Raw genomic sequence first — 22,098 nt, 5'->3', positions numbered from 1 at the left:
GCGAGCCTCGCCACTGTCCGTAGACTTTATTTATCCCGGATCAGCTCAGAGAAATGGTGCAGATAAATCTGCCAGTCACCATTGATTCTTGAAACAACGAACGAAGTCCTGACCCTATTTTTTACGACAGAGCCGTCACGATAGTAATTAACGATATCGCCAAACCCTTGCGCCGCGAACAGACCTCGACTCAACGATCTCGTATTCTGGTCGACAAGCGTTAAATTCACTTTTTCTAGTATGAGTTGATAGCTTCCAAAATACTCCTCTATTTCAGATCGTCCGACGTACAACCTAGGCAGTAGACCGAAAAAAAGAGCGTCTTGCGTATAAATCTGGGAGAGCAATTTCTTATCCCATGGCGCGGAGGCCTCGTTCCAGCGCTGCTGGATTTGATCGAGAGCAGCCTTGTGCATCTGATAAATACTCTCGTGCAACCCGCCACGCGTACCGCGCCGCCTTGTTGAGGCGGTCCGCGCGCGCAACTGATTTTGAAGGACCATTTTGGTTTTTAGCGGTGCGGCCGGCGATCTTCAGCCGGCCGCATATTTCAGCGGAACCTAGTCATAGTATTCCGCCGGAGCTTTCTTGAACTTCTTCCAGGTTTCCATGTCGTGGCCTGGCACGACAATCGCGTTTTCTTTCTCGGCGATGCGCCGCAGCCTTCTGACGGAAGCAGCGGCTTCCTGCGCGGACGTCAGCGCGCCGGGCAGGCATTTCTCTTCCCAGTGATCCATCGTGTAAGCGGCGTCGATTGCGAGAAGGATCGAACCGGTGTTGGGCAGCCGTACCATGATGGACTGGTGGCCGGGGGTGTGTCCCGGAGACAGGAAAGTCTGCACGCTGCCATCGCCGAAGACATCATACTGGTCCTCGCCCTCCATCACGTCCCAGTTGATGCCATCCTTGGTCAGATCCTTCTTGATATAGCCGCCTTGCATGAACCAGTCGGCGGCGAACGCCCATGCAATCTCCCGCCGCTGCACAAGATGGCGGGCTTTTGGGAAATTGCCGCAGGCGCCGGAGTGATCGAGATGCAAATGCGAATGCAGCACGAACTTGATATCGTCGGGCTTCATTCCGATCTTGCCGAGTTGGTTCACGCAGCCCTCTTCGGGATCCATGATAGGATAGTATTTCTTGGTGGTGTCGCCCCACCAGCCAACCGGATCACGCGCTGCTTCAACCGCTGTGCCGCCGTCGATAACGATGTTTCCCTTGGGATGGACGATTAGGTACCAGGGGATTGGGGTGAAGAACTCGTCCTGGCTGTAGCCAAGCTTGATATCGACCTCCTTCTGTCGAATCTGCCCAGTCTGGAACATGTAGAGCCTGATATCCGTGCTCATCTGCTTTCCTCTTCTGTTGAACGGGTGACGTGCGGCGGCGACGCCGTGTGTCGCGACTTGCCGCTCAGGGTGACGGCCAGAAGGTCGTCATATGTCCAGCTCTTTTTCGGTGCCTCCGCGACGCAGTTGCCGTCATGAATGACCATGATCCGATCGGCGAGCGCGAGCATTTCGTTCAGGGACGACGAAATGAGCAGGACTGCGGCGCCATCGCGGGCAAGTTGCAGTATGATATCGTAGATTTCCTTGATCGCACCGACATCGACGCCGTTGGTCGGCTCCACGATGATATAGACGGTGGCTTTCGCACTCATCCATTTGCCGATGACCAGCTTCTGTTGGTTGCCACCGGAGAAGAAGCGCACCTGCGTGGAGGAAGCGCGTGGGCGCACCGCAAGCTGGTCCAGCACGGCTTCTGCATATCTTTTCATGATGCCGGGCCGGATCATCAAAAAATGTTGCAGCGAATGCAGGACCGGCAGGCAGATGTTTTCGGCAGCCGAGAGTGCGGGAAAAAGGGCTTGTTTGCGCCGGTCCTCGGGGATCAGCGCGATGCCTGAACGACGTGCAGCGATCGGGGTGGCCAGATTGACCGCTTTGCCCCGCACCTTTGCCGTGCCGGAATGCCGGCTGATGCCGCCAAGCGCCCGTGCGACATCTTCCATCCCGCCGCCAACGGGACCGGTGAAGCCCAGCACCTCTCCGGCTTGTATCTTGAAGCTGAGGGGCGCCAACTGCGCCGTGCCGAGGCCAGCAACCTCAACCAGGACTTCTGGACGGACGCTATTGCCATCATTGTAGGTCGCAAGCTCAGAGCGGCTGCGGTCCACCATGAGTTCAGTAACGCGGTCTTCGGTGACCTCGCCACGATTAAGGGTTCCGGAAACAAGTCCCCCTCGAAGGATCGTGGCGCGGTCGCAGATCTGCTGGACCTCTCGAAGCCGATGGGAGATGTAAACGATGGCTATCCCCTGCGCTTTGAAGCCATCGACGATCCGAAAAAGAACTTCCGATTCCGCTGCCGAAAGGCGAGCTGTCGGCTCATCAAGAACGATCAGTTTGTAGCGCCGATGGAACAAGGTCGCCAAGGTGACGAGTTGCATCTCGGCTGCGGACAGTGCGCCGGCAAGCCGCCGCACGTGGAGCTCGATGCCCATTTGCGACAGAATCTCCGCAGCTTCGTCATGGATCGCCCGGTCGCTTATACCGATCCTCCCAGGCTCATTGCCGAGAAGGATATTTTGCCCAACCGTGAAGCTGGATACCAGTTCTGCGTCCTGATAGACCGCTCCGAGGCCCAGCCGATGGGCTTCCGGCGGGCTGGAAACCCTGACCGGTGACCCTTCAAGGAAAATCTCACCGGCGCTCGGGGCATAGACACCCGTCAAGATTTTGATGAGGGTCGACTTGCCCGCACCGTTTTCACCAAGCAGGCCGTGCACCTCGCCGCGCAGAAAGCTAAGGCTCACGCCCTTCAACGCTTTGGTGCCGGCGAACTCCTTCTCGAGATTCTTCAGTTCAACCAGTGGTGTCGCGTTCATCGCCGTCACCTCAGATAAACTTGAGATGGACTTCTTCACGGTTGAGAAGCGCATTTGCTCCAACCGCGACGATGAGCACCAGTCCCTGGAAGATGTGGCGGGCGGCAAAGGGGAAGCCGACCATATTCATCCCGGAATCCACCATATACAGGAAAAAGACGCCAACGAGAGTGCCAAACAGATGTGGCTTGCCCTTTCCGAGCACGGTTGCGCCAAGGAACACCGCGGCGAAGGCCTCGAGGAGGTAGCCCTCGCCACCGACCGGTTGCGCCGAGGATGAGATAGCGGTCACGATCACGCCCGCAATCCCCGACATCAATGCCGAAAGCACGAATGCGAGGATGACCCATCGATAAACGTTGATCCCGGAGTAGAACGCCGCCATCGGATTGTCACCGACCGCCGCGATGTAGTGGCCGATCCGTGTCCGCGCTGCGGCGATGAGGGCTACGATGAACACCGCTACCAGGATGATTACGGGCACGCCGACGATTCCGAGCTTACCCTGGCCGAGATAAAGGAATGCGGTTTCGTCGTAGCTAACAGGGACCTGATAACCGCCCGTGATAAAAACGTTGATCCCATCGAGCACAAACATCACACCAAGCGTGACGACAATGCCCGATAGCCGTCCATAGGTCACCAGAAGCCCGTTCACCACACCGATCAGGCATGCGGCAAGCAGAGCAAACACGATTGCAAGCCAAGGGCCGGTGATAGGGATCAGAAAGGCGACGAGGATTGATGATGTCGTCACTGTGAGACCGATCGAAAGGTCAAAGCTCCCCGCGATCACGACCCAGGTCAATCCCATAGAGACCAACGCACTGACGATCATCGAAAAGAGGATGTTGTTCAAGTTGGAAGCGGTGGCGAAGTAGGGCGAGGCTATGGAAAATCCAACGGCGGCCACGACCAGGACGATGATTGTTCCCCATTGCCTGAGAAACCGCATGACGGCGGATTCGCGTCTTCCCGCTGGCACTGCGTTGACGGCAGTGCCCTTGGCTGTGTTCGCCTTGGCAAGGCTTTCCTGCTCCACATGCGTCACTTTTTAGATTCCAGTCGTTCGTTGATCAGATGCAAGGGTACGGTCCAGTGCCACGCGATTGCCGTCACCAAATGGATTGGGTCCCGGCACCCTTCGGCACGAGTCGCATTCTGCTGAAAGCGGGGCATACGGCGGCAACGCTCTGCTCGCCGTATGCCAGTTCGCGTCTAGCCGCCGTACTGTTTCAGCAGGGCGATTGCCTGCTCGTCCCAGCTTTTGAGTTCGGCGAGAGCCTCGCTCGCCTGATCCGGCGTCTTGGTGATCACGGGGATGCGGTAGACGATATTTGGCACGTCCTCGCCTCGCGCGAGCTTAACCGCGAGTTCGCCGGTCTTGCGGCCGATTTCAGGGAAGGGCGAGTCGCAGCTGAAGACCACCGGCACCTGCTTGGCCGCCCAGGCTTCAAGGAACTGGGTCGACAGGTAGTGATTGAACAGCGGAACGTCGTCCCTGTTCATCTGTTTCAGCGCCTGCGCCGCGCCGAGCGTGAATGGCCACCACCACGAGATGAAGGCCGCAAGCGAACCAGGCTCCGGATGGGCCTGCAAAAGCGACAGCATGTTCTTACGGCCGACCGAAATCTCATCGGTCGTGCCCTGGCCGCCGTCGATGAAGGGCAGCACCTTCATGCGCGGCTCGTAGCGGCACATGAGTTCGAACATGTCCACTTCCATGTCGAACGGCGTGAAATAACCACGCTGTTCCGCGGTCTGGGCGAAGGTGCCCTGGCGGCCGGTATAGTTCTGAACGAAGTAGCCGAGCGTGGTCGCAGTTCCCCAGACATCGTCCATGACGGCCGGTGAATTCTTGACCGGAATGGTGAAGCCGACCGTCTTGATGCCTCTCTTGTGCGCCTCGTCCGCAATATAGGCGGTTTCGGATTCTTGCGAGTAGATCCCCATCACAAGCGCGTCGATCCCGCGGTCGAGCAGCGCCCGCTCGGCGGACTGTTCGCTTGGCTTTGTCGGCTCGCCGCGAATCGTGACGACCTCGCCTCCGGCATCGAGCACCGCCTTGACGATCTGCCAGCAGCCACGGCGCCACGGCTGATTGAACGGCCCGTAGGTCAGCGGGACGCCAATGCGCACCTTCTTGCCGGCAGCGGGCGGCGTTATTTCCTCGGCGCTGGCAAGTATCGATGTGCTTGCAAGCGCCGCGCCGCCGATCAGACCGCCCACACTCTTCAGAAGAGTCCGGCGATTGAAATCGGTGTATTCGGTGGCCTCTTGTGCAAGCCGGCGTAACCGTTGCGGATCATCAAAAATATTCATGCGCTTCCTCCCGTTTCTCTACCCGTTCTTGCGAAGGCCCGACCGCTCACCTCAGCGACTGAGCGTTCTCACGCTTCGGACCGATGCCGACACGACATCCCAGCGTTCGCGCAGCAGCAAGGCGTTGGTACCGCATGCCCGAGTTGCCAATGAACCATATTGCCAGGTTGCCTGACAAGTTAAATCTGCTATTCTGACAAAAGAAAATTCGCGGCAGCGTGGGTACAACAGAGCCACAACGGCTTAGATGTGCCGTCCGAAAGCGACGATGGTTGGAGCACCGTATGGTTTATGATGAAAAGGTTAGACGAGGACCTTCACTTGCCGATTCCGTAGCCTCGAGGATCAGGAGTGACATCACTTCGGGCGCACACGCCAAGGGCGACAAGCTGCCAACGGAGCACGAGCTATCGGAAAAATATGGTGTGAGCCGGCCGATCGTCAGGGAAGCAATCGGCATCCTCAAACGCGACGGACTCGTTGCAACCCGGCAGGGTCTAGGGGCGTTCGTAATCGAGACGAAGGAGATGGCGTTTCGATTGGCCGGTGTTGATCTGACCGATGCATTGGATGTTGAAAACATCATCGAGCTTCTGATGGCGGTGGAATCAGCTGCAACAGCTTTGGCTGCCGAACGGCGCTCCGCAAAGCAGCTTGCGGCGATTGAAATGCAATTACATGCCATCCAGCGGGCGTTCGACAGCGATGAAGCCGGCGTTGAGGAGGATATGGCCTTTCACAGAGAAATCGTCGATGCTTGCGGCAATCCGCATTTCAAGGAAATGTCCAATTTCCTGGAGTCGCATGTACGGAATTTTATCCGAAAGGCTCGCGCAAGTTCGCTGCGAAATGCCCTACTCTCCCAAGTTCAGGAAGAGCATATCGCCATATTCAACGCGATCGCGGAGGGGAATCCACAAGAGGCTCGCAAAGCTGCGGAAAAGCACCTTCGAGGAGCTGCAAATCGACTGTCCTTGCATCTGGGACTGAAGTGAGCCCGTTCGCCTAAAGTGCGCTCCCCAGTGAGATCAGGGTGTGAACGTCCTGCACGGCGCGACGGCAATCTCTGCATGGTCCATGAAGGTTGCTACATTGGCGCCCGCTGAGGAACAGCTAAAGCTCCTCATGGGGCAAACCTCGTCACGCCCCCGCAGATCAGAAGATCGAATTGGTGATCGCCTTGACCGGTCCAAGCAGCACCGATCCGTCCGGCACGCCGGCGTCGATCGGAATCGCCTGTCGGTTGGCCGTCGCCACCATGGGTTGGCTGGCGTCGCTGGTCACGACGACCGGAGTCTTCGAGGGCACGCGATCATAGAGGTCGATAATGTCCTGGTTCATCAGACGCACGCAGCCTGACGAGACCGACTTGCCGATCGACCGCCACTCAGGCGAGCCGTGCAGACGATAGAGCGTGTCGACATTGCCCTGGAACAGATAGAGCGCGCGTGCGCCGAGCGGGTTCTTCAGGCCGCCGGGCATGCCGCCATTGTCGGCGCTATAGGGCTTCAATTCCGGCTGACGGGCGATCATTTCATCCGGCGGCGTCCACTTCGGCCATTTCTGCTTCCACTGAACGACGGCGTCGCCGGACCATTCGAAGCCGGCGCGGCCAAGGCCGACGCCGTAGCGTATCGCCTGACCGCCTGGGCGAACCAGATAAAGGAAGTGGCCGGTGGTATCGACGACTATGGTTCCCGGCTTCTGTCCCGTCGGGTCGGGAACGATCTGACGCAGGAACTGCGGATCGATCTTGTCGACGGGGATGGCCGGCAAATCGAAGCCGCCGTCGCTGACAGCGGCGTACATCGTCACATAATCGGCCAGAGGCGGCTCGACATAGGTTGGTGGCGGCGGCTCGACCGGACCCGGCCCGGTGGTAGCGCATGCGGAAACCGCGATCGAAGCGGCGCCCAGGGCTGCGGCGTTGAGAAAGCCGCGACGGCTCAGGCGAAAAGATTCGATTTCGGTAATGGACATGGTTGCCTTCTTTAAGTCTCAAATCGCAACAAAACGTGAATTCGCCGACAGTTGCGCGGGTGCCTGACAACACCTGGGGCGATAGGCGGTTCCGATTCTGGCCCGAACGTGGGCAAACAAAGGCGAAGCTGTGACCAGGCTGCTACTGTGGCGCCAGAGACACAGGTTTCCTAGCTGCCGGGCACAAGGGCTTCGAGCGACGGCAGGATAAGGGCCGGTGGGAAATCCCGGTATTCTTCGGGCTGGTTGGAGCGGTTGATCCACACCGTGCGAAAACCGAATTTGGTGGCGCCTGCAATGTCCCAGCGATTGGACGACTGAAAGGAAACCGCGCCGGGGTAGAGGCGCCAGCCGGTGGCGACCATATCGTAGACCGCCGGGTCGGTCTTGAAGCGCCGCACCCTATCGACGGAATAGATGTCATCCAGAACCTGGTCGAGCGCGGCGGATTTGACCGCCGCCTGCAGCATTTCGGGCGAGCCGTTGGACAGGATCGCCAGCCTCGCTCCCGAAGCCTTGAGCGCCTTGAGCACGGCCGGCACTTCCGGATAGCAATCCAGCCGCCAGTAGGCATCCAGCAATATCGCCTTGAGACCGGGGTCGGCCGAGGGAACCTTGCGCAAGGCGAAATCGAGCGCCTGTTCGGTCAGTTGCCAGAAATCGGCATAGGCGCCCATCAGCGTGCGCACCCAGGAATATTCGAGCTGCTTGGCGCGCCAGATCTCGGACAACAATTGGCCGTCCGGCCCGATCCGGTCGGCATGACGACGCACGGCGGCATGCACGTCGAACAGCGTGCCATAGGCGTCGAAGACATAGGCGGCGTATTGCATGACAACAGTTTTGAGGGCAGGTGCGACAAGGTGCAAGCTTTGATTGCATTGCGCCCCGGCACTGGCCTCAACAAAACTCCATGATGCCGGTTGACGGCGCCCGCCAAAGCATCTTCCAATGGCCGTCACACGAGACCGATTGAGGCGGGACCACACGATGACACTGGCGGCGGCGGCGCAATCCGCGACATGGACTTTCGTCGATGGTGATTGGCACGAGGGCAACGTCGCCATTCTGGGGCCGCGCAGCCACGCCATGTGGCTCGGCACCAGCGTGTTCGACGGTGGCCGCTGGTTCGAAGGCGTGGCGCCGGATCTCGACCTCCATGCCGCCAGGGTGAATTCTTCGGCGATCGCACTCGGCCTGAAGCCGAACATGAGCGCCGACAAGATCGTCGGGCTGACATGGGACGGGTTGAAGAAGTTCGACGGCAAGACGGCGGTCTATATCAGGCCGATGTACTGGGCCGAGCATGGCGGCTATATGGGCGTCCCGGCCGACCCGGCGTCGACCCGCTTTTGCCTTTGCCTCTATGAATCGCCGATGATTCCGGCGACTGGCTTTTCGGTGACCGTGTCGCCGTTCCGGCGTCCGACCATCGAAACCATGCCGACCAACGCCAAAGCCGGCTGCCTCTACCCCAACAATGGCCGTGCCATTCTCGAAGCCAAGATGCGCGGCTTCGACAACGCAATGGTGCTCGACATGCTGGGCAACGTCGCCGAGACCGGAACCTCGAACATCTTCCTGGTCAAGGACGGTCATGTCTTTACACCGGCGCCGAACGGCACGTTCCTGTCCGGCATCACCCGCTCGCGCACGATAACGCTGCTTGGCGAGTATGGGTTCAAGACCACGGAAAAGACGCTGTCGGTGCGCGATTTCCTCGAAGCGGACGAAATTTTTTCGACCGGGAATCATTCCAAGATCGTGCCGGTCACGCGTATCGAGGATCGCAATCTGCAACCCGGGCCGGTGGCCAAAAAGGCGCGCGAACTCTATTGGGATTGGGCGCATTCGACTTCCGCTGCTTGAGCGGATAAAAAGGCGACCGACGCTTCATCCGGAGTTGTCCCAATCCATTCCAGACCTATCTTACTCCGGTATCGACACCGGATTTTTCCACGAGGGAGTACTATCCATGGCCTTTGAATTGCCCGCTCTGCCTTACGACTGTGAGGCCTTGCAGCCTTACATGTCGAAAGAGACGCTGGAATATCACCACGACAAGCACCACAAGGCGTATGTCGATAACGGAAACAAGCTCGCCGCCGAGGCAGGCTTGGGTGATCTGTCGGTCGAAGAGGTGGTCAAGCAGTCGTTCGGCAAGAATGCCGGCCTCTTCAACAATGCCGCCCAGCACTACAACCATATCCATTTCTGGAAGTGGATGAAGAAAGGCGGCGGCGGCAACAAGCTGCCGGGCGCCTTGCAGAAGGCAGTTGATAGCGATCTCGGTGGCTATGACAAGTTCAAGGCCGACTTCATTGCCGCCGGCACGACCCAGTTCGGTTCCGGCTGGGCCTGGGTTTCCGTCAAGGATGGCAAGCTGGCGATCTCGAAGACGCCGAACGGCGAGAACCCGCTCGTCCATGGCGCGTCGCCGATCCTCGGGGTCGATGTCTGGGAGCATTCCTATTACATCGACTATCGCAACGCCCGGCCGAAATATCTCGAGGCGTTCGTCGACAGCCTGATCAACTGGGACCATGTCCTTGAATTGTACGAAAAGGCGAAGTGATCGATTTCCAGGAAGCCCCGGTATCACCCGGGGCTTTTCTTTTTCAGTGTCCCATAAAAAGCAAAGATCTGGCAAAAGTCGTCCGGGGAGGGAATTTTCCTCCTACGGCATCCGTTAACGTCCTGTCCCGAAATGCCTTCATCATGGAGCCAATTGAATGAGAAAGCTTGTTATCGCCATCTCTATGCTCGCACTCGCGGCCTCGGCGGCTTTTGCCGACCCGGTCCTCGACCGGCAGGCACTGATGAAGGAACGTGGAAAGATCGTCGGCGGCCTGTCGAAAGTTGTCAAGGGCGAGGAGCCCTTTGATGCCGCGGCTGTGCTGACGCAACTTCAGGCGTTGCAGGCGAATGCGGAAAAATTTGATGCCGATGCGCTGTTTCCGGCCGGCAGCGACACCGGCGACACCACGGCCTCGCCGAAGATCTGGCAAGACATGGCTGGCTTCAACGCAGCCGAGGACAAATATCTCGCAGACGTGAAGGCCGCGGTCGCTGCGGCTCCCGCCGATGCCGACGCGCTGAAGGCGCAAGTCGGCGCTATCGGCTCGGATTGCGGCACCTGCCATCAAGGCTACAGAATCAAGAAGGGCTGATCACCAGCCATGGCATGGCTGAAGAAACTTGTCGGCGCCGTCGTCATTCTGGGCGGCGTCGGCGCGGTTGCCGGGTGGGTCCTGTCGGCGCCGGTGAGGCTCGACAGGGAAACCCTGGCCAAGCTCGGTCCTGGCGACGCAGCCAGGGGCAAGCGCATCTTTTATGCCGGCGGTTGCACATCCTGCCATGCAAAGCCGGGCTCACAGGGCGACGCCCGGCTTCAACTCGTGGGTGGCCTTGAACTCAAGACGCCGTTCGGAACCTTCGTGCCGCCCAACATTTCGCAAGATCCCAAGGACGGTATCGGCGCATGGTCTGTCGAGGACCTCGCCAATGCCATGCTGAAGGGCGTGTCGCCTTCTGGTGAGCATTTCTATCCGGCGTTTCCCTATGCATCCTACGCGCGCATGAATCCGGCTGACATTGGCGATCTCTATGCCTTCTTGAAGACGTTGCCGGCCGTCGCCGGCAAGGCAGCGGGCAATTCGCTCGATTTCCCCTTCAATGTCCGCCGCGGCATCGGCCTGTGGAAATTGCTCTATCTCAGCGATCAGCCGGTTGTTGCCTTCCCCGAAGGCACGCCTGATCCGGTGATGGCAGGCCGCTACCTGGTCGAGGGTCCGGGCCATTGCGGCGAATGCCACACGCCGCGCGATCTTGCGGGCGGCACGAAGAAGAACGAGTGGATGGCGGGCGCCGTGGCCGCCGAAGGCAATGGCGTCGTGCCGAACATCACATCGGGCGAGGGCGGTCTCGCCGAATGGTCGGAGGCCGATATCGCCAACTATCTCGAAACCGGCTTCACGCCCGATTTCGATTCGGTCGGCGGCGCCATGGTCGATGTCCAACGGAACATGGCCGAACTGACGCCGCAGGACCGTGCGGCCATCGCCGCCTATCTGAGGGCGATACCGGCGCATCCAAACGGCTATCCGGCCCGCAAGAAGACGGCAAGCTAGACCGAGTCTTCAGACAGGTGACGGTCGCCGAGAAAATCGAAACCCGTCTCGAAGAAATGGTTGTAGTTGCAGGTCAGCTCTTCGCCAGGCGCGATGTCGCGCAGCGCAAAGCTCTCCTCCGGTGAGGAGACGTCGCAGTTCGGCTCGTCGGCATGGTTCATGTAGCGCGCGTCGTCGGCTTCGAAGACGATGTAGTTCGGATCGCGGCGGTCGGGATAGGAGTAGCGATCGAGATAGCTCTTCACCGGACCGGCCGCACGTTCATAAGTCTCGACCTCGATGAGCCGATCGAACCTTGGGTCCAGCTTCCAGATCAGAGTGCCACGAGGAATGTGGTTCTTGGCAAAGACGCCGATTCCCTGGATAGGCGATTTGTCGAGATAGACGTCGACGAGCAGCATAATGGACCTTTACGCGATTGGAGGCTGTCGGGCCGGGAAAAACCGCGCACTGGGTAGCGCGCGGTCATCGCAATTGCGAGTGAAAATGAGCAACGGGAACTTAAAAAACCCTGATCACGCAGCCTCTTCGGAAGGCGCGTCGATCATCGTCTGGAGTCAGCGTTGCTGCAGCGCCAGACGGACGCCCAAAGCGCAGTAGATGCCGCCGACAACTTTGCCCTGCCAACGTAACACCGACGGATTTCGGCGCAGGAACGTGCCGAGCCGGCCAGCGCTCACGGCAAAGACGACCGTGCTGAAAAGGCCCAGTACGACGAAGATGGCCCCCAACACGGTCATCTGAAGCATCACCGTCCCGTTTTCAGGCCGCACGAACTGAGGCAGGAAGGCAAGGAAGAACAGAGCGGTCTTGGGGTTGAGCACTTCGGTCAGGACAGCCTGTCGAAACGCCTTCCCGGCAGAGATCGCAAGCGCGCCGGCAGCCGGGCCGCCTGGTGTTTTCTCCATGATCGCGCGAATGCCGAGATAAACCAGGTAGGCCGCGCCGATGTACTTTATGACGCTGAACAGCGTCGCCGATGCGGCGATGATCGCCGATATGCCGATCATGGCCATGACGGTGTGAAAGATGTCGCCGACAGCGATCCCGGCGCCGGTCGCGATGCCAACCTTGGTTCCGGAACTCGTTGCCCGCGCTATGGTAAGGAGCGTGGCCGGGCCCGGGATGAAGACGAAGCCGAGCACAACCGCGACATAAGCAATCAGTGTAGCGAGATCGATCATCGGTCGATTTCTCCCGTAGGCTGCGCCTTACCCATCACCTTCAGCGCGAAGGAATAGGTGTAGGCGATCTCCTCCAGCCGCGAAAACCGGCCGGAGGCACCGGCATGGCCGGAATCCATGTTGATCTTGAACAGAACCGGATTGTCCCCGCTCTTGCGGTCGCGCAGCCGGGCCACCCATTTGGCCGGTTCCCAATAGGTGACGCGCGGATCGGTGAGACCGGCCAGCGCCAGGATCGGCGGATAGTCGTGATCAGCGACATTGTCATAGGGCGAGTAGGCGGCAATGGTCCGGTAGTCGTCGGCGGACGCGATCGGGTTGCCCCATTCGGGCCATTCCGGCGGCGTCAGCGGCAGGGTCGCATCGAGCATGGTGGTGAGGACATCGACGAAGGGAACCTCGGCGACGATGCCGCCAAAACAATCCGGCGCAATGTTGGCGACGGCACCCATCAGCATGCCGCCGGCCGAACCGCCCTGGGCGACGATACGGTCATGCGCCGTGTAACGCTCCGTCACCAGATGGCGCGCGACGGCGATGAAATCGGTGAACGTGTTCATCTTGTGCTCCCGCTTGCCGTCATCGTACCAGCCATAGCCCTTGTCCTTGCCGCCGCGAACGTGAGCGATGGCGAAGACGAAGCCACGGTCGACCAGCGAGAACCAGTTGGTGTTGAAGGCGGCGGGCACGGTGATGCCATAGGAGCCGTAGCCGTAAAGCAGGCAAGGTGCGGATCCGTCCAGCGGCGTGTCGCGATGGTGCAAAAGCGAGATCGGCACCAGTTCGCCATCGCTGGCCGGCGCCATCAGCCGCCGCGTGACATAGTGGTCCGCATCATGGCCGGACGGCACTTCCTGGGTCTTCAGCAATACCCGCTCGCGGGTACGCATATTATAGTCGAACACCTGGGCCGGCGTCGTCATCGACGAGTAGGAAAAGCGCATGATCTCGGTGTCGTACTCATAGGAACCCGACAGGCCGAGCGAGAAGGCCTCCTCGTCGAGGGACAGAAGATGCTCCTCGCCGCTGGTGCGATCGCGCACCACAATGCGCGGCAGGCCTTCCTTGCGTTCGAGCCGAACCATGTGGTCTCTGAAGCCGATCACCGACAGGATCAGCCGGCCGGGCTCGTGCGGCACCAGTTCCTGCCAGTTGGCGCGCACGGGATCGCCCGCTGGTGCCGTCATGATCTTGAAGTCCTTGGCGCCGTCGGCATTGGTCAGGATGAAGAAGATATCGCCGCCTTCTTCCAACTCGTACTGAAGGCCAATCTCGCGCTGCGACACCAGTTTCGGTTCGGCAAACGGATCGTCGGCGCGCATCAGGCGGTATTCCGAGGTCTCGTGATCGTTGATGCCGATCATGATCCACTCGTTGTTGCGGGTGCCGTCGACATTCATGAAGAAGCCGGGATCGGTTTCCTCATAGATCAGCCGGTCGCTTTGCGGGCTGTTGCCAAGCGCATGGAACAGCACCTTCGACGGGCGGTGGTTGGGGTCGAGACGTGTATAGAAGAAGCCGTCATTGGCGGCGTTCCAGACACCTGAACCGCCGGTGTCGGGGATCTGGTCCGCAAGTTCCCTGCCGTCGGCAAGGTCACGCACGCGAAGCGTGTAGAATTCGGAGCCCTTGTCGTCGAATGCCCACAGCAGCCTTGCGTGGTCGGCCGAATGGTCGACGCCGCCAAGACGGAAATAGGCCTTGCCCGCGGCCTCCGCGTCACCATCGAGCAGGATATGCTCGGCACCGCCGTCTCGCGGCATGCGGAAATAGCGCGGCTGCTCGCCACCAAGTTTGAAGGACGAGCCATAGGCATAGGGCCCATCCTTCATCGGCACGGAAGAATCGTCTTCCTTGATACGGCCCTTCATCTCCTTGAAAAGCTGCTTTTGCAGTTCGACCGTGTCGGCCATCAGCTTTGACTGGTAGGCATTCTCCGCCTCGAGTTCTGCGCGGATCCCGGTATCGAGCAATGACGGGTCGCGGAACATTTCCTGCCAGTTGTCGGCCCGCAGCCAGGCATAGTCGTCGGTTCGCGTGATGCCGTGATGCGTGTCGGAAACCGGCCGCTTCTCGGGCGTAGGCGGGCTGACGATCGGAAATATGGATGTCTTGGTCATTGCGTCTCGCTTTGCAGTATCTTGAACGGGCCAGTATCTTGAATAGGCCAGTATCTTGAATGGACCATCTCAAATGGAGAAATATCTTGAACGGCGAATGAACACGCCGATCAGGGCAGGTTCAAGAGCCGGAGCGTATGGATTGTGTCGGCTCCAGGAGATGAGCCGGGAGGAAGAGATGATGACTATTTGGTCTCGGACTGCTGCGGCTTTCGCCGTTGCTTCACTAACTCTGGCCTTTGCCGGCCAGTCTCATGCGACCGTATTCGCGGCTTGGCAAGTGGCCAATGTGCCGTTCGGCGACACGCTCAATGTGCGCAAATACCCTTCGGGCGCATCCCAGAAGCAGGCGGCATATCCGAACGGGACCGTTCTGCAGATGACCGGGCGATGCACCGGCGGAATAAACCTGCTCGACATCGCCAACCAGCCGGCATGGAAGCAGGAACAAAAGATTCGTTTTCGCTGGTGCGAAGTCTGGCATGATCCGGCCCAGAACGGCAAATTCGTCACCGGCTGGGCGTATGGCAAATACATCACGCCGCATTGATTGATCCGGCAGCAATCAGCCGATCCGCCGGATGACAGGCATGTCGCCTGATTGCTTGCGTATGACCACGGCAACCTGTGGTTTTGTGGACAAATATGAACAACCAATATTGCCCGACGATAGCCAAGCAAAATCAAACATTAAAACCCATTTCGTGAGATGCCGCGAATGTAACGGTGAGCTGACGTTGCGTCAGCCGTTGCCGACGAGCGCGCGAAATATCGATAAATTACACAATGCACGAAAGATTGAAGCTGATCGCGGAATAATTGATCAATATCGTTCAATATAGCGTAAGGGCCGAATTGACTTACTTGGTCTGGGCGCTCATTGATGTGCCCGCGACACGAATCGTAGAAACTCTACCTGCACAAAATTCGTGCGATGCCCTGCTTGTAAAAAAGGGCGCAGATCGATGTAACTCTTGTTGGGGCCCGAAGACCATGGATATTGTCGAAACACCTTCCAGAAACAGCGATGCGCTGATCGAATTGACCGCCGATGTGGTGGCCGCCTATGTCAGTAACAATCCCGTGCCGGTCGGCGAATTGCCGAACCTGATATCCGATGTCCATGCTGCGCTCGGGCGTGTGGGCGGAACCGCCGAACAGCCGCCTGCCGACAAGCAGAAGCCGGCGGTCAACCCGAAGCGGTCGGTTCATGACGACTACATCGTCTGCCTTGAAGACGGCAAGAAGTTCAAGTCGCTGAAGCGCCATTTGATGACCCACTATGACCTGACACCGGACCAGTATCGCGAAAAGTGGAACCTTGACCCGACCTATCCGATGGTTGCACCCAACTATGCGGCTGCCCGGTCACAGCTTGCCAAGAAGATGGGCCTCGGCCGCAAGCGCAAAGCGCGGTAATCGCTGCCAGAGCAATTCAAGGAAAAGTGAAACGGTTTTCCCGGGAAAGCGCATAGAGCTCTCCCTTGGGAATTGCGTCAAAATAAGCCAGATCGGATCGACATCAACGGCGCCTTCGGGCGCCGTTTGATTTTTGCGCCGCGAGGCGCGGATCCGGTATGAAGGTGTCAGGCGGTCTGCTTGAGCGCTGCCTCGGCGTCGCGCTTGATGCGCTTGACCATCGAGCGAAGGCCGTTGGCGCGCTGCGGCGACAGATGTTCGTCGAGGCCGAGTTCTTTCAATGTCGCTTCCGCATCGGTCTGCTGGATTTCGCTGGCGGTCCTGCCGGAAAACAGCGCAAGTATGATCGCAACCAGTCCACGCACGATGTGAGCGTCCGAATCGCCCGTGAAGGTGATGACTGGGTCGGCTCCAGCCCCGCGTTCGGTGGTCAACCAGACCTGGCTCACGCATCCTGGCACCTTGTTGGCGGCGCTGCGCTGCTCGTCGGGAAATGGCGGCAGCGCCTCGCCGAGTTCGATGACATAGCGATAGCGGTCTTCCCATTCCTCGAGGAACGAAAAATCGTCGCGGATCGTCTGGATCGTGGTGATCATAATGCCGGATATAGTCACGCGGCGGCGCCGCGTCACGGAAAAAACAAGGACACCGCGGGCGTCGAGAGGGCAGACAGCCCGCGGTGCGCCGTCGAAACGGCTTAATTCTGAGGCGGCAGGTTGACGGTCTCGGGCAAGACGATTTCTTCGGGCAGGCTGCCGGTCATCGTCGACGTGTCGGGGCCGGCGGCGGACTTGTCGTCCATCATCGCTGCCGCGATCTTGGCGGTCTCCTTGGCGCGGGCGGTGATGGTGTGCATTGCCGACTTGCCAGTCTCGCAGACATCGGGCTTGCGTTCGCAAATGCCGGCGATATCGCCAACCGCTTCGCGTGCCGCAAACAAGGCCTGGATCGGCCCGACGCTTTCGCGGCCCGATTCATCGGGGCCGACAGCCAGCGGCAGCGCCAGCAGCACCAGCGAAAACCAGAAAGCCATTCTTATGAGGAAGACCATGCCCTTGCCCTCTCGTCGTGACCGGATCATGCATCCATATGGCATGACCTCTTTTGTAGGCAGGATCTTGGCACACAGGCGCAAAGGACGGCTTGCGGGCAAAGAGAGAATTTTCCTCAAATTTTAGGCAAATTCGAGACGAAGCGTTCTGCGATCGATTTGTCTCAATTGCCAGTGATTTTCCTTAACAACAAATAACCATACATCCCCCTGATTTTCCTGTATTTTTCTTGGAATGCGGAAGTCCGGGTGCCGTGTGCGCCTGTCCGATAGGTGCCGTCGCCGGATAACTCTCCGTTTACTATGGCTGCATTTGCCCGTGCTTTCGGCGGCCGGCATCCCGATATTTGCCGCAGGCCAGGGCCTTGGTCGGCCCTGCCTTATCCATTCCTTAAACGCTGGATGCCAGTTTCAAAGCCAACCAGAACCATCTGCAAAGCAGAGCTGTCCACGACAAGTGCGAGTGCGTTGAGTTGAGTTCAATCAAGGCCAGATACGTTGAATTGCCTGGCGCGATTTCTGCCGGTTGCGAACGTATGGTCCATCCGTCCATCCTTGGGCGGAGCGACCGCGAGCGCCAGCGCCGTTTCATCGGCGTCATGCTCGCCGCTCCTTTCTTTGCCGCCGGCGCCGCGGTCACCCTGGTCACTTCAGGCATGGGCGTTGCCGTCACCATGGCCGCCATCTTCGCCGCCTTTGGCCTGTGCTGGTTCGTCGCCTTGCTGGTGGCGGCGACCGGCAAGATGGCGATGGCGAGTGGGCTCGCCCTGGTGCTGGCCGGCATTTCTCTCGGCAGTCTCATTGCCGCCGCCGGCGGGCTGAGTTCGCCTGTCGCCATGCTTGTCCTGGCGCTGCCTTTCGAAGCCTGGTGGATCGGCGGCTCGCGACGTGCAGCACTGTGGGGAGCCGTGTCGGCCGCTGTCGCCATCCTGGCTCAGCCTTTGGCTGGAACCGTATTTCCGTTCGCAGGAGCGCAGATCGCGGCGTGGCACTGGCTGGTGCCGTTGGCGTGGGCGCTTACGCTGATGCCGCGTGCATCGGCGTTTCAAAACACGGCCGACGCGGCTGTGGTCGACACTGCCGACCGGCTCGAAGAAATCATCGATGCGGTGGTCTTGCGGGTCGCCCGCCATGGCGAGGTCCTGGACGCGTCGCCGAAAGCGCGCACGCTTTTGAAACTGCCGCCCGAACTGCTGTCTGGAAACGGCCTCTTCGATCGCGTCCATCTGTCGGATCGCGTTTCCTATCTCAGCGCAATGGCCGACATGCGCGACGGTGCGCTGTCGCGCCGGCTCGAATTGCGCATCCGCCTGCCTCAGAACGGCAATAGCCTGACGGCCGACAATTACCGCCCGTTCTCACTTGATCTGGTGCGCGGTGAGGAACAGGGTGACGTCTTTACGCTCGTCCTGCGCGAGAATGACGAGATCGCCCGGTTGCGCGAGGATCTCGCGGCGGCCAATGAGGCGGCCGCATCCGCCGAAGTGGCGAAGGGCCGCTTCCTGGCGGTGGTCAGCCACGAACTGCGCACGCCGTTGAATGCCATCATCGGCTTCTCGGATATGCTGCTGCATGAGATGTTCGGCGGCTTCAAGGATCCGCGCCAGAAGGAATATGTCGGCCTGGTGAGGGATTCGGGCCAGCATCTGCTCGCCGTCGTAACCTCGATACTCGACGTGTCCAGGATTGAATCGGGCGTTTATGCGACCGAGCCGGAGCCGTTCCGGTTCGCGGAAGCGGTCGACATGTGCCAGTCGATGATGCAGCTGCAGGCGCAGGCCAAGAACATCGATCTGCGGGCGCAGATCGCGCCGGACGCCGGCGACATCAATGCCGACCAGCGCGCCGTGCAGCAGATGCTGATCAACCTGGTCTCCAATGCGATCAAGTTCACCCCCGACGGCGGCGACGTCGTCGTCGGTGCCAAGCGGATCGGTTCGCGCCTCCATTTCTGGGTCAGGGATACCGGCATCGGCATCGCCGAGGAGGATTTCGCCAATCTCGGCAAGCCCTTCATGCAGATCCAGAACGACTATACCCGCCGTTTCGAGGGGACTGGTCTTGGCCTTTCACTGGTCAAGGGCCTTGTGGCGCTGCACGAAGGCACGATGTCCATCGAAAGCATGCCGGGCGAGGGCACCACGGTGACCATCAGCCTGCCGGTGAACGGACCGAAGGGACATCAGGCGGAGAAGGCCGGCGTGCCGACCATGCCTGTAGCGATGGCGAAAGGGGACAGAGATGGCTCGCTCCGCAAAACCGGCTAAGGCGGTCAAGCGCCGCAGCAATGCCTTTCAGGACGGCGCTGTCGCCGTCGGCGGCATGATCTCGCGCAATCCTGTCCTGGTGGGCGGCTCGACGGCATTCCTGGTGACGCTGTTCTACGTCTCCGCAAATGCCTTGTGGTACCAGCCTTTCCCGCATGCCGGCGCATTCTTCGCGACCCGCAGCATTGCGGGCTTTCCGCACGCGGCGCCCGACGAGCCGGAAACGACGTTCAACATCGTGCGGCCATCCGGCGCGCCGGCACCGATCAAGGGCGATCCGGTTGTCGAGCAGGTGCAAGGCATATTGAAGGATCTTGATTTCTATTCGGGAACGGTCGACGGCATTTCCGGACCCAACACCCGCAAGGCCATCCAGGACTATCAGCAGAAGGTCGGGCTCAACGCGTCCGGCGAGATCGACGCGCTTCTGCTCGATCAACTGGGCGCGACGCCGAAAACCGCTTCCGTCGTACCCAGGCCGCAGCCGCGCCCGGATATGCCGGCCGCCGTTCCGGTGTCTTTGCAGACAGGTTCAGGACAGACAAATTCCGGGCAGGCGGATGCCGAGACGCAAGCGCCCGATGCCCGCATCGTCAAGATCCAGGCCGGGCTCAAGGCGTTCGGCAATGACGACATGCAGCTGGATGGTGTCGTCGGCGCGCGCACCAAGGCGGCGATCAAGGAATTCCAGTCGCTGTTCGGGCTGCCGCAGACCGGCGAGCCCGATGAGATCGTCTACGTCAAGATGCGCGAGATCGGCCTGACCAACTGACGGCTGAAACGACGGCTCGCCCAGCGGCGGAAATATCGATAGAGAACCGGCAGTTTCGGGAGCTCTCTCATGCGCGTCACATCGGATCTGTGGGTCTCGGCCCTGTTGCGCCGGGTTTTCGGCGCCGGGGGATTTGCCGCCGTGGTCAAGCGCGGCGCGACCGAGGCCGGCGCTGTGTTCGTGCTGGCGCGGGGCAGGCTGGGTGAGGTTGCCCTGTTCGGGCCGGCGCCGCAGACAAGCTATGATTCGGCCAAGCCCGACGACCGGTTTTTCACTCAGCTCGGAACCGGCGAGGATGCCACAGTGCTCGACGCCAGGCTGGAAAGGGAGAAAAAATTCGATCCCGATATCTGGGTGGTCGAGATCGAGGCCGGTACCGTGCCCGTCGAGGAGCTTATTTCCGTGAAGACGCCCTGAGGCCGGACGAAGCCGCCGCATCGTCGCTGTCCGAAGCGGTGCGTGTATCGCCGTTGGCAGGTGCTGCGCCGCGAACCACCCTTGAAAGGGTTTCCGCTCTCCACGACCGCATCTTGTCCTGGGCCGCCTCGCGATGCAGCAGCCGGTAGCGGTCGAGGAAAGTCCGGATAGCCTGCGGATGCGGGAACTGGCTGGGATAGACGGCAACCGTGATCAGGAAGGCCCTGTCTTCGCTGAGATCGAGCGAGCGCAAGGCGGCAAGCAGCGAGGCATAATTCTGGTTGGCGGTGAGTGATCGCGCGATCTCGAAATCGATATCGAGTGCATCGGCGAGCGCGGTCTGGAAGAACGCGGCGTTTCCCGTCAGAGCTGTCTCGCGCAATTTCACATAGGTGTCGACGCCCTTGAAAGGGTCGGGGCCCGTCGCTGTCGCCTCGTCGCCGGTGCGCATCATCGAGCGCAGCCTGCGCCGTGCATTCTCGGCCGCGATGCCGAGCGCCTGTTCCCGGGCGGGCTCGCCGGAGGCGGTTTCCGCACTCGCTGGCGCGATCTTGTCTGCCGCGGCGGTGTTCGCATCCGGTTCCGGCGCTCGCACCAGGGTTGGCCTCTCGAGGGCTCTGATCAGATCAGCAATGGTCGGGTTCAAGCCCTTGCGGCGCGCGATGGCACGCGCATGCGGCAGGCCATGTCGCCCGATCAGGGCGATGAGATCGATGTCGCTGACGGCGCGTGAGCGGATGAGCAGCGGCGCGGCAATGTCGACCGGCTCCTCGCAAAGACGGCGCACCAGGGCGGCGGGTGCGTATTCGCATTCGGAAAGGGCGGCTGCCACGTAACGGCGAGATTCGACGGACACGTCATTGAACAGCGGCAGCGTCAGGTCTTCGAGTTGACCGATCTCGCGGCGTGAAGGGCGAGTGAGCGAGCAGAATGCCGACACCGCGGCGCGGAACAGCCTTTCGGCCTTTCCCGAGTCTTTTCGCACCGCGATTTGCCTGAAGTCCGAAGATGACACGAAGGATACGCCCGTACTCGACACAACCTTGACGACGCTCGACCGGGACCGTGTCGGTTCCGAGAGTGCCAAGAACAAAGTTCAAGTTAGCGACGATCCGTTAGCGTTCCGTTAACCCTCTGCCGGCCTTAATGACATTTGGAGGCGTTGCGTTGTGCTCCGGGGAAACCGAGAGGAATGCGCGAACCATGGGCATGGTACTGTCTTTCGTGCCGCGTACGGCACCAAACACCAGAGTAAAGCAAACCGCCGAAATGCCGGCAGCGGTGATCATCTTTCCCGGCATCCGCTACGAGCGGCCGCATGCCGGCGAAGTGCGGCCGGTCGATCCCGACAAGCCGGGTTCGCCAGGACCAAAACCGGTCCCGCACCACTGAGTTTCGGCGGCCACGGACCTTTGGTCCGGGATCATGTCTAGTGCATGTCGCCCAAAAGTGACCTCGGTTTGGAGTGCGCCCCTGGGGGTGGACAGATCGTCCTGAGGAATTGACCATGGCTGTCGGGTTTTCGGAGAGAGAACCATGGCAAGAC

At 60.1% G+C, this 22,098-nt stretch carries 24 protein-coding genes; 11 read left to right on the top strand and 13 right to left on the bottom strand.

The window, feature by feature from the left end; all coding sequences use genetic code 11:
- Positions 1-26: 26 nt before the first annotated feature.
- The 5 genes from NKJ67_RS04460 to NKJ67_RS04440 all read right to left on the bottom strand — a co-directional run bounded on the left by NKJ67_RS04460 (position 27) and on the right by NKJ67_RS04440 (position 5,212).
- On the bottom strand, positions 27-503 hold the full coding sequence (locus tag NKJ67_RS04460; RefSeq protein WP_236382862.1) for a YybH family protein: 477 nt from the start codon (positions 501-503) through the stop codon (positions 27-29).
- 57 nt (positions 504-560) lie between these two features.
- Entirely contained in the window at positions 561-1,349 is a 789-nt protein-coding gene (gene attM, locus NKJ67_RS04455; protein WP_127268346.1) for an AttM family quorum-quenching N-acyl homoserine lactonase, read from the bottom strand.
- Positions 1,346-2,890, bottom strand: a complete 1,545-nt coding sequence (locus tag NKJ67_RS04450; protein ID WP_352580652.1) for a sugar ABC transporter ATP-binding protein — start codon at positions 2,888-2,890, stop codon at positions 1,346-1,348. Before NKJ67_RS04450 ends, attM begins: the two co-directional genes overlap by 4 nt.
- A 10-nt stretch (positions 2,891-2,900) precedes the next feature.
- Positions 2,901-3,941 carry an ABC transporter permease gene (locus NKJ67_RS04445; protein ID WP_245463626.1) on the bottom strand — a complete coding sequence of 347 codons (1,041 nt, stop codon included), beginning with the start codon at positions 3,939-3,941 and terminating at the stop codon, positions 2,901-2,903.
- A 167-nt stretch (positions 3,942-4,108) separates the two neighbouring features.
- Positions 4,109-5,212, bottom strand: a complete 1,104-nt coding sequence (locus tag NKJ67_RS04440) for a sugar ABC transporter substrate-binding protein (protein ID WP_127269964.1) — start codon at positions 5,210-5,212, stop codon at positions 4,109-4,111.
- Between the two features lie 284 nt (positions 5,213-5,496).
- On the opposite strand from NKJ67_RS04440, the gene NKJ67_RS04435 reads away from it, so the two are divergent.
- Positions 5,497-6,207 carry a FadR/GntR family transcriptional regulator gene (locus NKJ67_RS04435; protein WP_352580651.1) on the top strand — a complete coding sequence of 237 codons (711 nt, stop codon included), beginning with the start codon at positions 5,497-5,499 and terminating at the stop codon, positions 6,205-6,207.
- Between the two features lie 160 nt (positions 6,208-6,367).
- Here NKJ67_RS04435 and NKJ67_RS04430 read toward each other — a convergent pair whose 3' ends face one another.
- Positions 6,368-7,192: a L,D-transpeptidase gene (locus tag NKJ67_RS04430; protein ID WP_127269960.1), complete on the bottom strand. Its 825-nt coding sequence runs from the start codon at positions 7,190-7,192 to the stop codon at positions 6,368-6,370.
- Between the two features lie 170 nt (positions 7,193-7,362).
- Positions 7,363-8,025, bottom strand: coding sequence for a haloacid dehalogenase type II (locus tag NKJ67_RS04425; RefSeq protein ID WP_027035819.1), 663 nt, complete (start codon positions 8,023-8,025; stop codon positions 7,363-7,365).
- A gap of 157 nt (positions 8,026-8,182) precedes the next feature.
- Between NKJ67_RS04425 and NKJ67_RS04420 the strand changes: the two genes are divergently transcribed.
- The 4 genes from NKJ67_RS04420 (at position 8,183) to NKJ67_RS04405 (ending at position 11,322) form a co-directional block, all read left to right on the top strand.
- On the top strand, positions 8,183-9,061 hold the full coding sequence (locus NKJ67_RS04420; protein ID WP_352580650.1) for a branched-chain amino acid aminotransferase: 879 nt from the start codon (positions 8,183-8,185) through the stop codon (positions 9,059-9,061).
- A 106-nt stretch (positions 9,062-9,167) separates the two neighbouring features.
- Positions 9,168-9,767 (top strand): superoxide dismutase, encoded by a 600-nt coding sequence (locus tag NKJ67_RS04415; protein WP_352580649.1) that lies wholly within the window; start codon positions 9,168-9,170, stop codon positions 9,765-9,767.
- 157 nt (positions 9,768-9,924) lie between these two features.
- A complete protein-coding gene (locus NKJ67_RS04410) occupies positions 9,925-10,362 on the top strand; it encodes a c-type cytochrome (protein ID WP_127269954.1) in 438 nt (145 codons plus the stop codon).
- A gap of 9 nt (positions 10,363-10,371) precedes the next feature.
- Entirely contained in the window at positions 10,372-11,322 is a 951-nt protein-coding gene (locus NKJ67_RS04405) for a cytochrome c (RefSeq protein ID WP_352580648.1), read from the top strand.
- Here the strand turns inward: NKJ67_RS04405 and NKJ67_RS04400 are convergent.
- The 3 genes from NKJ67_RS04400 to NKJ67_RS04390 form a co-directional block, all read right to left on the bottom strand.
- Positions 11,319-11,723 carry an SET domain-containing protein gene (locus tag NKJ67_RS04400; RefSeq protein ID WP_127321379.1) on the bottom strand — a complete coding sequence of 135 codons (405 nt, stop codon included), beginning with the start codon at positions 11,721-11,723 and terminating at the stop codon, positions 11,319-11,321. The two genes, NKJ67_RS04405 and NKJ67_RS04400, sit on opposite strands and share 4 nt — an antisense overlap.
- 156 nt (positions 11,724-11,879) lie before the next feature.
- Positions 11,880-12,506 carry a LysE family translocator gene (locus NKJ67_RS04395; RefSeq protein WP_127269948.1) on the bottom strand — a complete coding sequence of 209 codons (627 nt, stop codon included), beginning with the start codon at positions 12,504-12,506 and terminating at the stop codon, positions 11,880-11,882.
- Positions 12,503-14,626 carry a S9 family peptidase gene (locus NKJ67_RS04390; protein ID WP_352580647.1) on the bottom strand — a complete coding sequence of 708 codons (2,124 nt, stop codon included), beginning with the start codon at positions 14,624-14,626 and terminating at the stop codon, positions 12,503-12,505. The genes NKJ67_RS04395 and NKJ67_RS04390 overlap by 4 nt, the downstream gene beginning before the upstream one ends.
- A gap of 181 nt (positions 14,627-14,807) precedes the next feature.
- Between NKJ67_RS04390 and NKJ67_RS04385 the strand changes: the two genes are divergently transcribed.
- Both NKJ67_RS04385 and NKJ67_RS04380 read left to right on the top strand, forming a co-directional pair.
- Positions 14,808-15,176 (top strand): SH3 domain-containing protein, encoded by a 369-nt coding sequence (locus NKJ67_RS04385; RefSeq protein WP_127268166.1) that lies wholly within the window; start codon positions 14,808-14,810, stop codon positions 15,174-15,176.
- A 443-nt stretch (positions 15,177-15,619) separates the two neighbouring features.
- The gene (locus NKJ67_RS04380) at positions 15,620-16,045 is read left to right on the top strand and encodes a Ros/MucR family transcriptional regulator (RefSeq protein ID WP_013532660.1); all 426 of its coding nucleotides are present in this window, start codon (positions 15,620-15,622) and stop codon (positions 16,043-16,045) included.
- A 167-nt stretch (positions 16,046-16,212) separates the two neighbouring features.
- Here NKJ67_RS04380 and NKJ67_RS04375 read toward each other — a convergent pair whose 3' ends face one another.
- Positions 16,213-16,641, bottom strand: coding sequence for a SufE family protein (locus NKJ67_RS04375; RefSeq protein WP_256745851.1), 429 nt, complete (start codon positions 16,639-16,641; stop codon positions 16,213-16,215).
- Between the two features lie 101 nt (positions 16,642-16,742).
- Positions 16,743-17,096: a DUF5330 domain-containing protein gene (locus NKJ67_RS04370; protein ID WP_027035810.1), complete on the bottom strand. Its 354-nt coding sequence runs from the start codon at positions 17,094-17,096 to the stop codon at positions 16,743-16,745.
- 536 nt (positions 17,097-17,632) lie between these two features.
- Between NKJ67_RS04370 and NKJ67_RS04365 the strand changes: the two genes are divergently transcribed.
- The 3 genes from NKJ67_RS04365 (at position 17,633) to NKJ67_RS04355 (ending at position 20,552) form a co-directional block, all read left to right on the top strand.
- Complete coding sequence (locus NKJ67_RS04365) at positions 17,633-19,363, top strand: ATP-binding protein (RefSeq protein ID WP_352580646.1); 1,731 nt, start codon at positions 17,633-17,635, stop codon at positions 19,361-19,363.
- Positions 19,338-20,135 (top strand): peptidoglycan-binding domain-containing protein, encoded by a 798-nt coding sequence (locus NKJ67_RS04360; RefSeq protein WP_128309500.1) that lies wholly within the window; start codon positions 19,338-19,340, stop codon positions 20,133-20,135. Before NKJ67_RS04365 ends, NKJ67_RS04360 begins: the two co-directional genes overlap by 26 nt.
- A 69-nt stretch (positions 20,136-20,204) precedes the next feature.
- Positions 20,205-20,552, top strand: a complete 348-nt coding sequence (locus NKJ67_RS04355; protein ID WP_127268163.1) for a DUF1491 family protein — start codon at positions 20,205-20,207, stop codon at positions 20,550-20,552.
- Here the strand turns inward: NKJ67_RS04355 and NKJ67_RS04350 are convergent.
- Positions 20,530-21,567, bottom strand: coding sequence for a hypothetical protein (locus NKJ67_RS04350; protein ID WP_352580644.1), 1,038 nt, complete (start codon positions 21,565-21,567; stop codon positions 20,530-20,532). The genes NKJ67_RS04355 and NKJ67_RS04350 overlap by 23 nt on opposite strands.
- Before the next feature lie 188 nt (positions 21,568-21,755).
- Between NKJ67_RS04350 and NKJ67_RS04345 the strand changes: the two genes are divergently transcribed.
- Complete coding sequence (locus NKJ67_RS04345) at positions 21,756-21,944, top strand: hypothetical protein (protein ID WP_127272037.1); 189 nt, start codon at positions 21,756-21,758, stop codon at positions 21,942-21,944.
- Positions 21,945-22,098 lie beyond the last annotated feature (154 nt).

The sequence above is a fragment of the Mesorhizobium sp. M0088 genome, assembly GCF_040322895.1.
Classification (GTDB): domain Bacteria; phylum Pseudomonadota; class Alphaproteobacteria; order Rhizobiales; family Rhizobiaceae; genus Mesorhizobium.
Note: the sequence above shows the minus strand (reverse complement) of the source record. Positions and strands in the feature narration are given on the sequence as shown.

What these genes read in the sequence shown, in the direction of transcription:
- NKJ67_RS04460 (WP_236382862.1), bottom strand. Translation starts at nt 503, where the DNA reads ATGGTCCTTCAAAATCAGTTGCGCGCGCGGACCGCCTCAACAAGGCGG.
- attM (WP_127268346.1), bottom strand. Translation starts at nt 1,349, where the DNA reads ATGAGCACGGATATCAGGCTCTACATGTTCCAGACTGGGCAGATTCGA.
- NKJ67_RS04450 (WP_352580652.1), bottom strand. Translation starts at nt 2,890, where the DNA reads ATGAACGCGACACCACTGGTTGAACTGAAGAATCTCGAGAAGGAGTTC.
- NKJ67_RS04440 (WP_127269964.1), bottom strand. Translation starts at nt 5,212, where the DNA reads ATGAATATTTTTGATGATCCGCAACGGTTACGCCGGCTTGCACAAGAG.
- NKJ67_RS04435 (WP_352580651.1), top strand. Translation starts at nt 5,497, where the DNA reads ATGGTTTATGATGAAAAGGTTAGACGAGGACCTTCACTTGCCGATTCC.
- NKJ67_RS04430 (WP_127269960.1), bottom strand. Translation starts at nt 7,192, where the DNA reads ATGTCCATTACCGAAATCGAATCTTTTCGCCTGAGCCGTCGCGGCTTT.
- NKJ67_RS04425 (WP_027035819.1), bottom strand. Translation starts at nt 8,025, where the DNA reads ATGCAATACGCCGCCTATGTCTTCGACGCCTATGGCACGCTGTTCGAC.
- NKJ67_RS04420 (WP_352580650.1), top strand. Translation starts at nt 8,183, where the DNA reads ATGACACTGGCGGCGGCGGCGCAATCCGCGACATGGACTTTCGTCGAT.
- NKJ67_RS04415 (WP_352580649.1), top strand. Translation starts at nt 9,168, where the DNA reads ATGGCCTTTGAATTGCCCGCTCTGCCTTACGACTGTGAGGCCTTGCAG.
- NKJ67_RS04410 (WP_127269954.1), top strand. Translation starts at nt 9,925, where the DNA reads ATGAGAAAGCTTGTTATCGCCATCTCTATGCTCGCACTCGCGGCCTCG.
- NKJ67_RS04405 (WP_352580648.1), top strand. Translation starts at nt 10,372, where the DNA reads ATGGCATGGCTGAAGAAACTTGTCGGCGCCGTCGTCATTCTGGGCGGC.
- NKJ67_RS04400 (WP_127321379.1), bottom strand. Translation starts at nt 11,723, where the DNA reads ATGCTGCTCGTCGACGTCTATCTCGACAAATCGCCTATCCAGGGAATC.
- NKJ67_RS04395 (WP_127269948.1), bottom strand. Translation starts at nt 12,506, where the DNA reads ATGATCGATCTCGCTACACTGATTGCTTATGTCGCGGTTGTGCTCGGC.
- NKJ67_RS04390 (WP_352580647.1), bottom strand. Translation starts at nt 14,626, where the DNA reads ATGACCAAGACATCCATATTTCCGATCGTCAGCCCGCCTACGCCCGAG.
- NKJ67_RS04385 (WP_127268166.1), top strand. Translation starts at nt 14,808, where the DNA reads ATGACTATTTGGTCTCGGACTGCTGCGGCTTTCGCCGTTGCTTCACTA.
- NKJ67_RS04380 (WP_013532660.1), top strand. Translation starts at nt 15,620, where the DNA reads ATGGATATTGTCGAAACACCTTCCAGAAACAGCGATGCGCTGATCGAA.
- NKJ67_RS04375 (WP_256745851.1), bottom strand. Translation starts at nt 16,641, where the DNA reads ATGATCACCACGATCCAGACGATCCGCGACGATTTTTCGTTCCTCGAG.
- NKJ67_RS04370 (WP_027035810.1), bottom strand. Translation starts at nt 17,096, where the DNA reads ATGGTCTTCCTCATAAGAATGGCTTTCTGGTTTTCGCTGGTGCTGCTG.
- NKJ67_RS04365 (WP_352580646.1), top strand. Translation starts at nt 17,633, where the DNA reads ATGGTCCATCCGTCCATCCTTGGGCGGAGCGACCGCGAGCGCCAGCGC.
- NKJ67_RS04360 (WP_128309500.1), top strand. Translation starts at nt 19,338, where the DNA reads ATGGCTCGCTCCGCAAAACCGGCTAAGGCGGTCAAGCGCCGCAGCAAT.
- NKJ67_RS04355 (WP_127268163.1), top strand. Translation starts at nt 20,205, where the DNA reads ATGCGCGTCACATCGGATCTGTGGGTCTCGGCCCTGTTGCGCCGGGTT.
- NKJ67_RS04345 (WP_127272037.1), top strand. Translation starts at nt 21,756, where the DNA reads ATGGGCATGGTACTGTCTTTCGTGCCGCGTACGGCACCAAACACCAGA.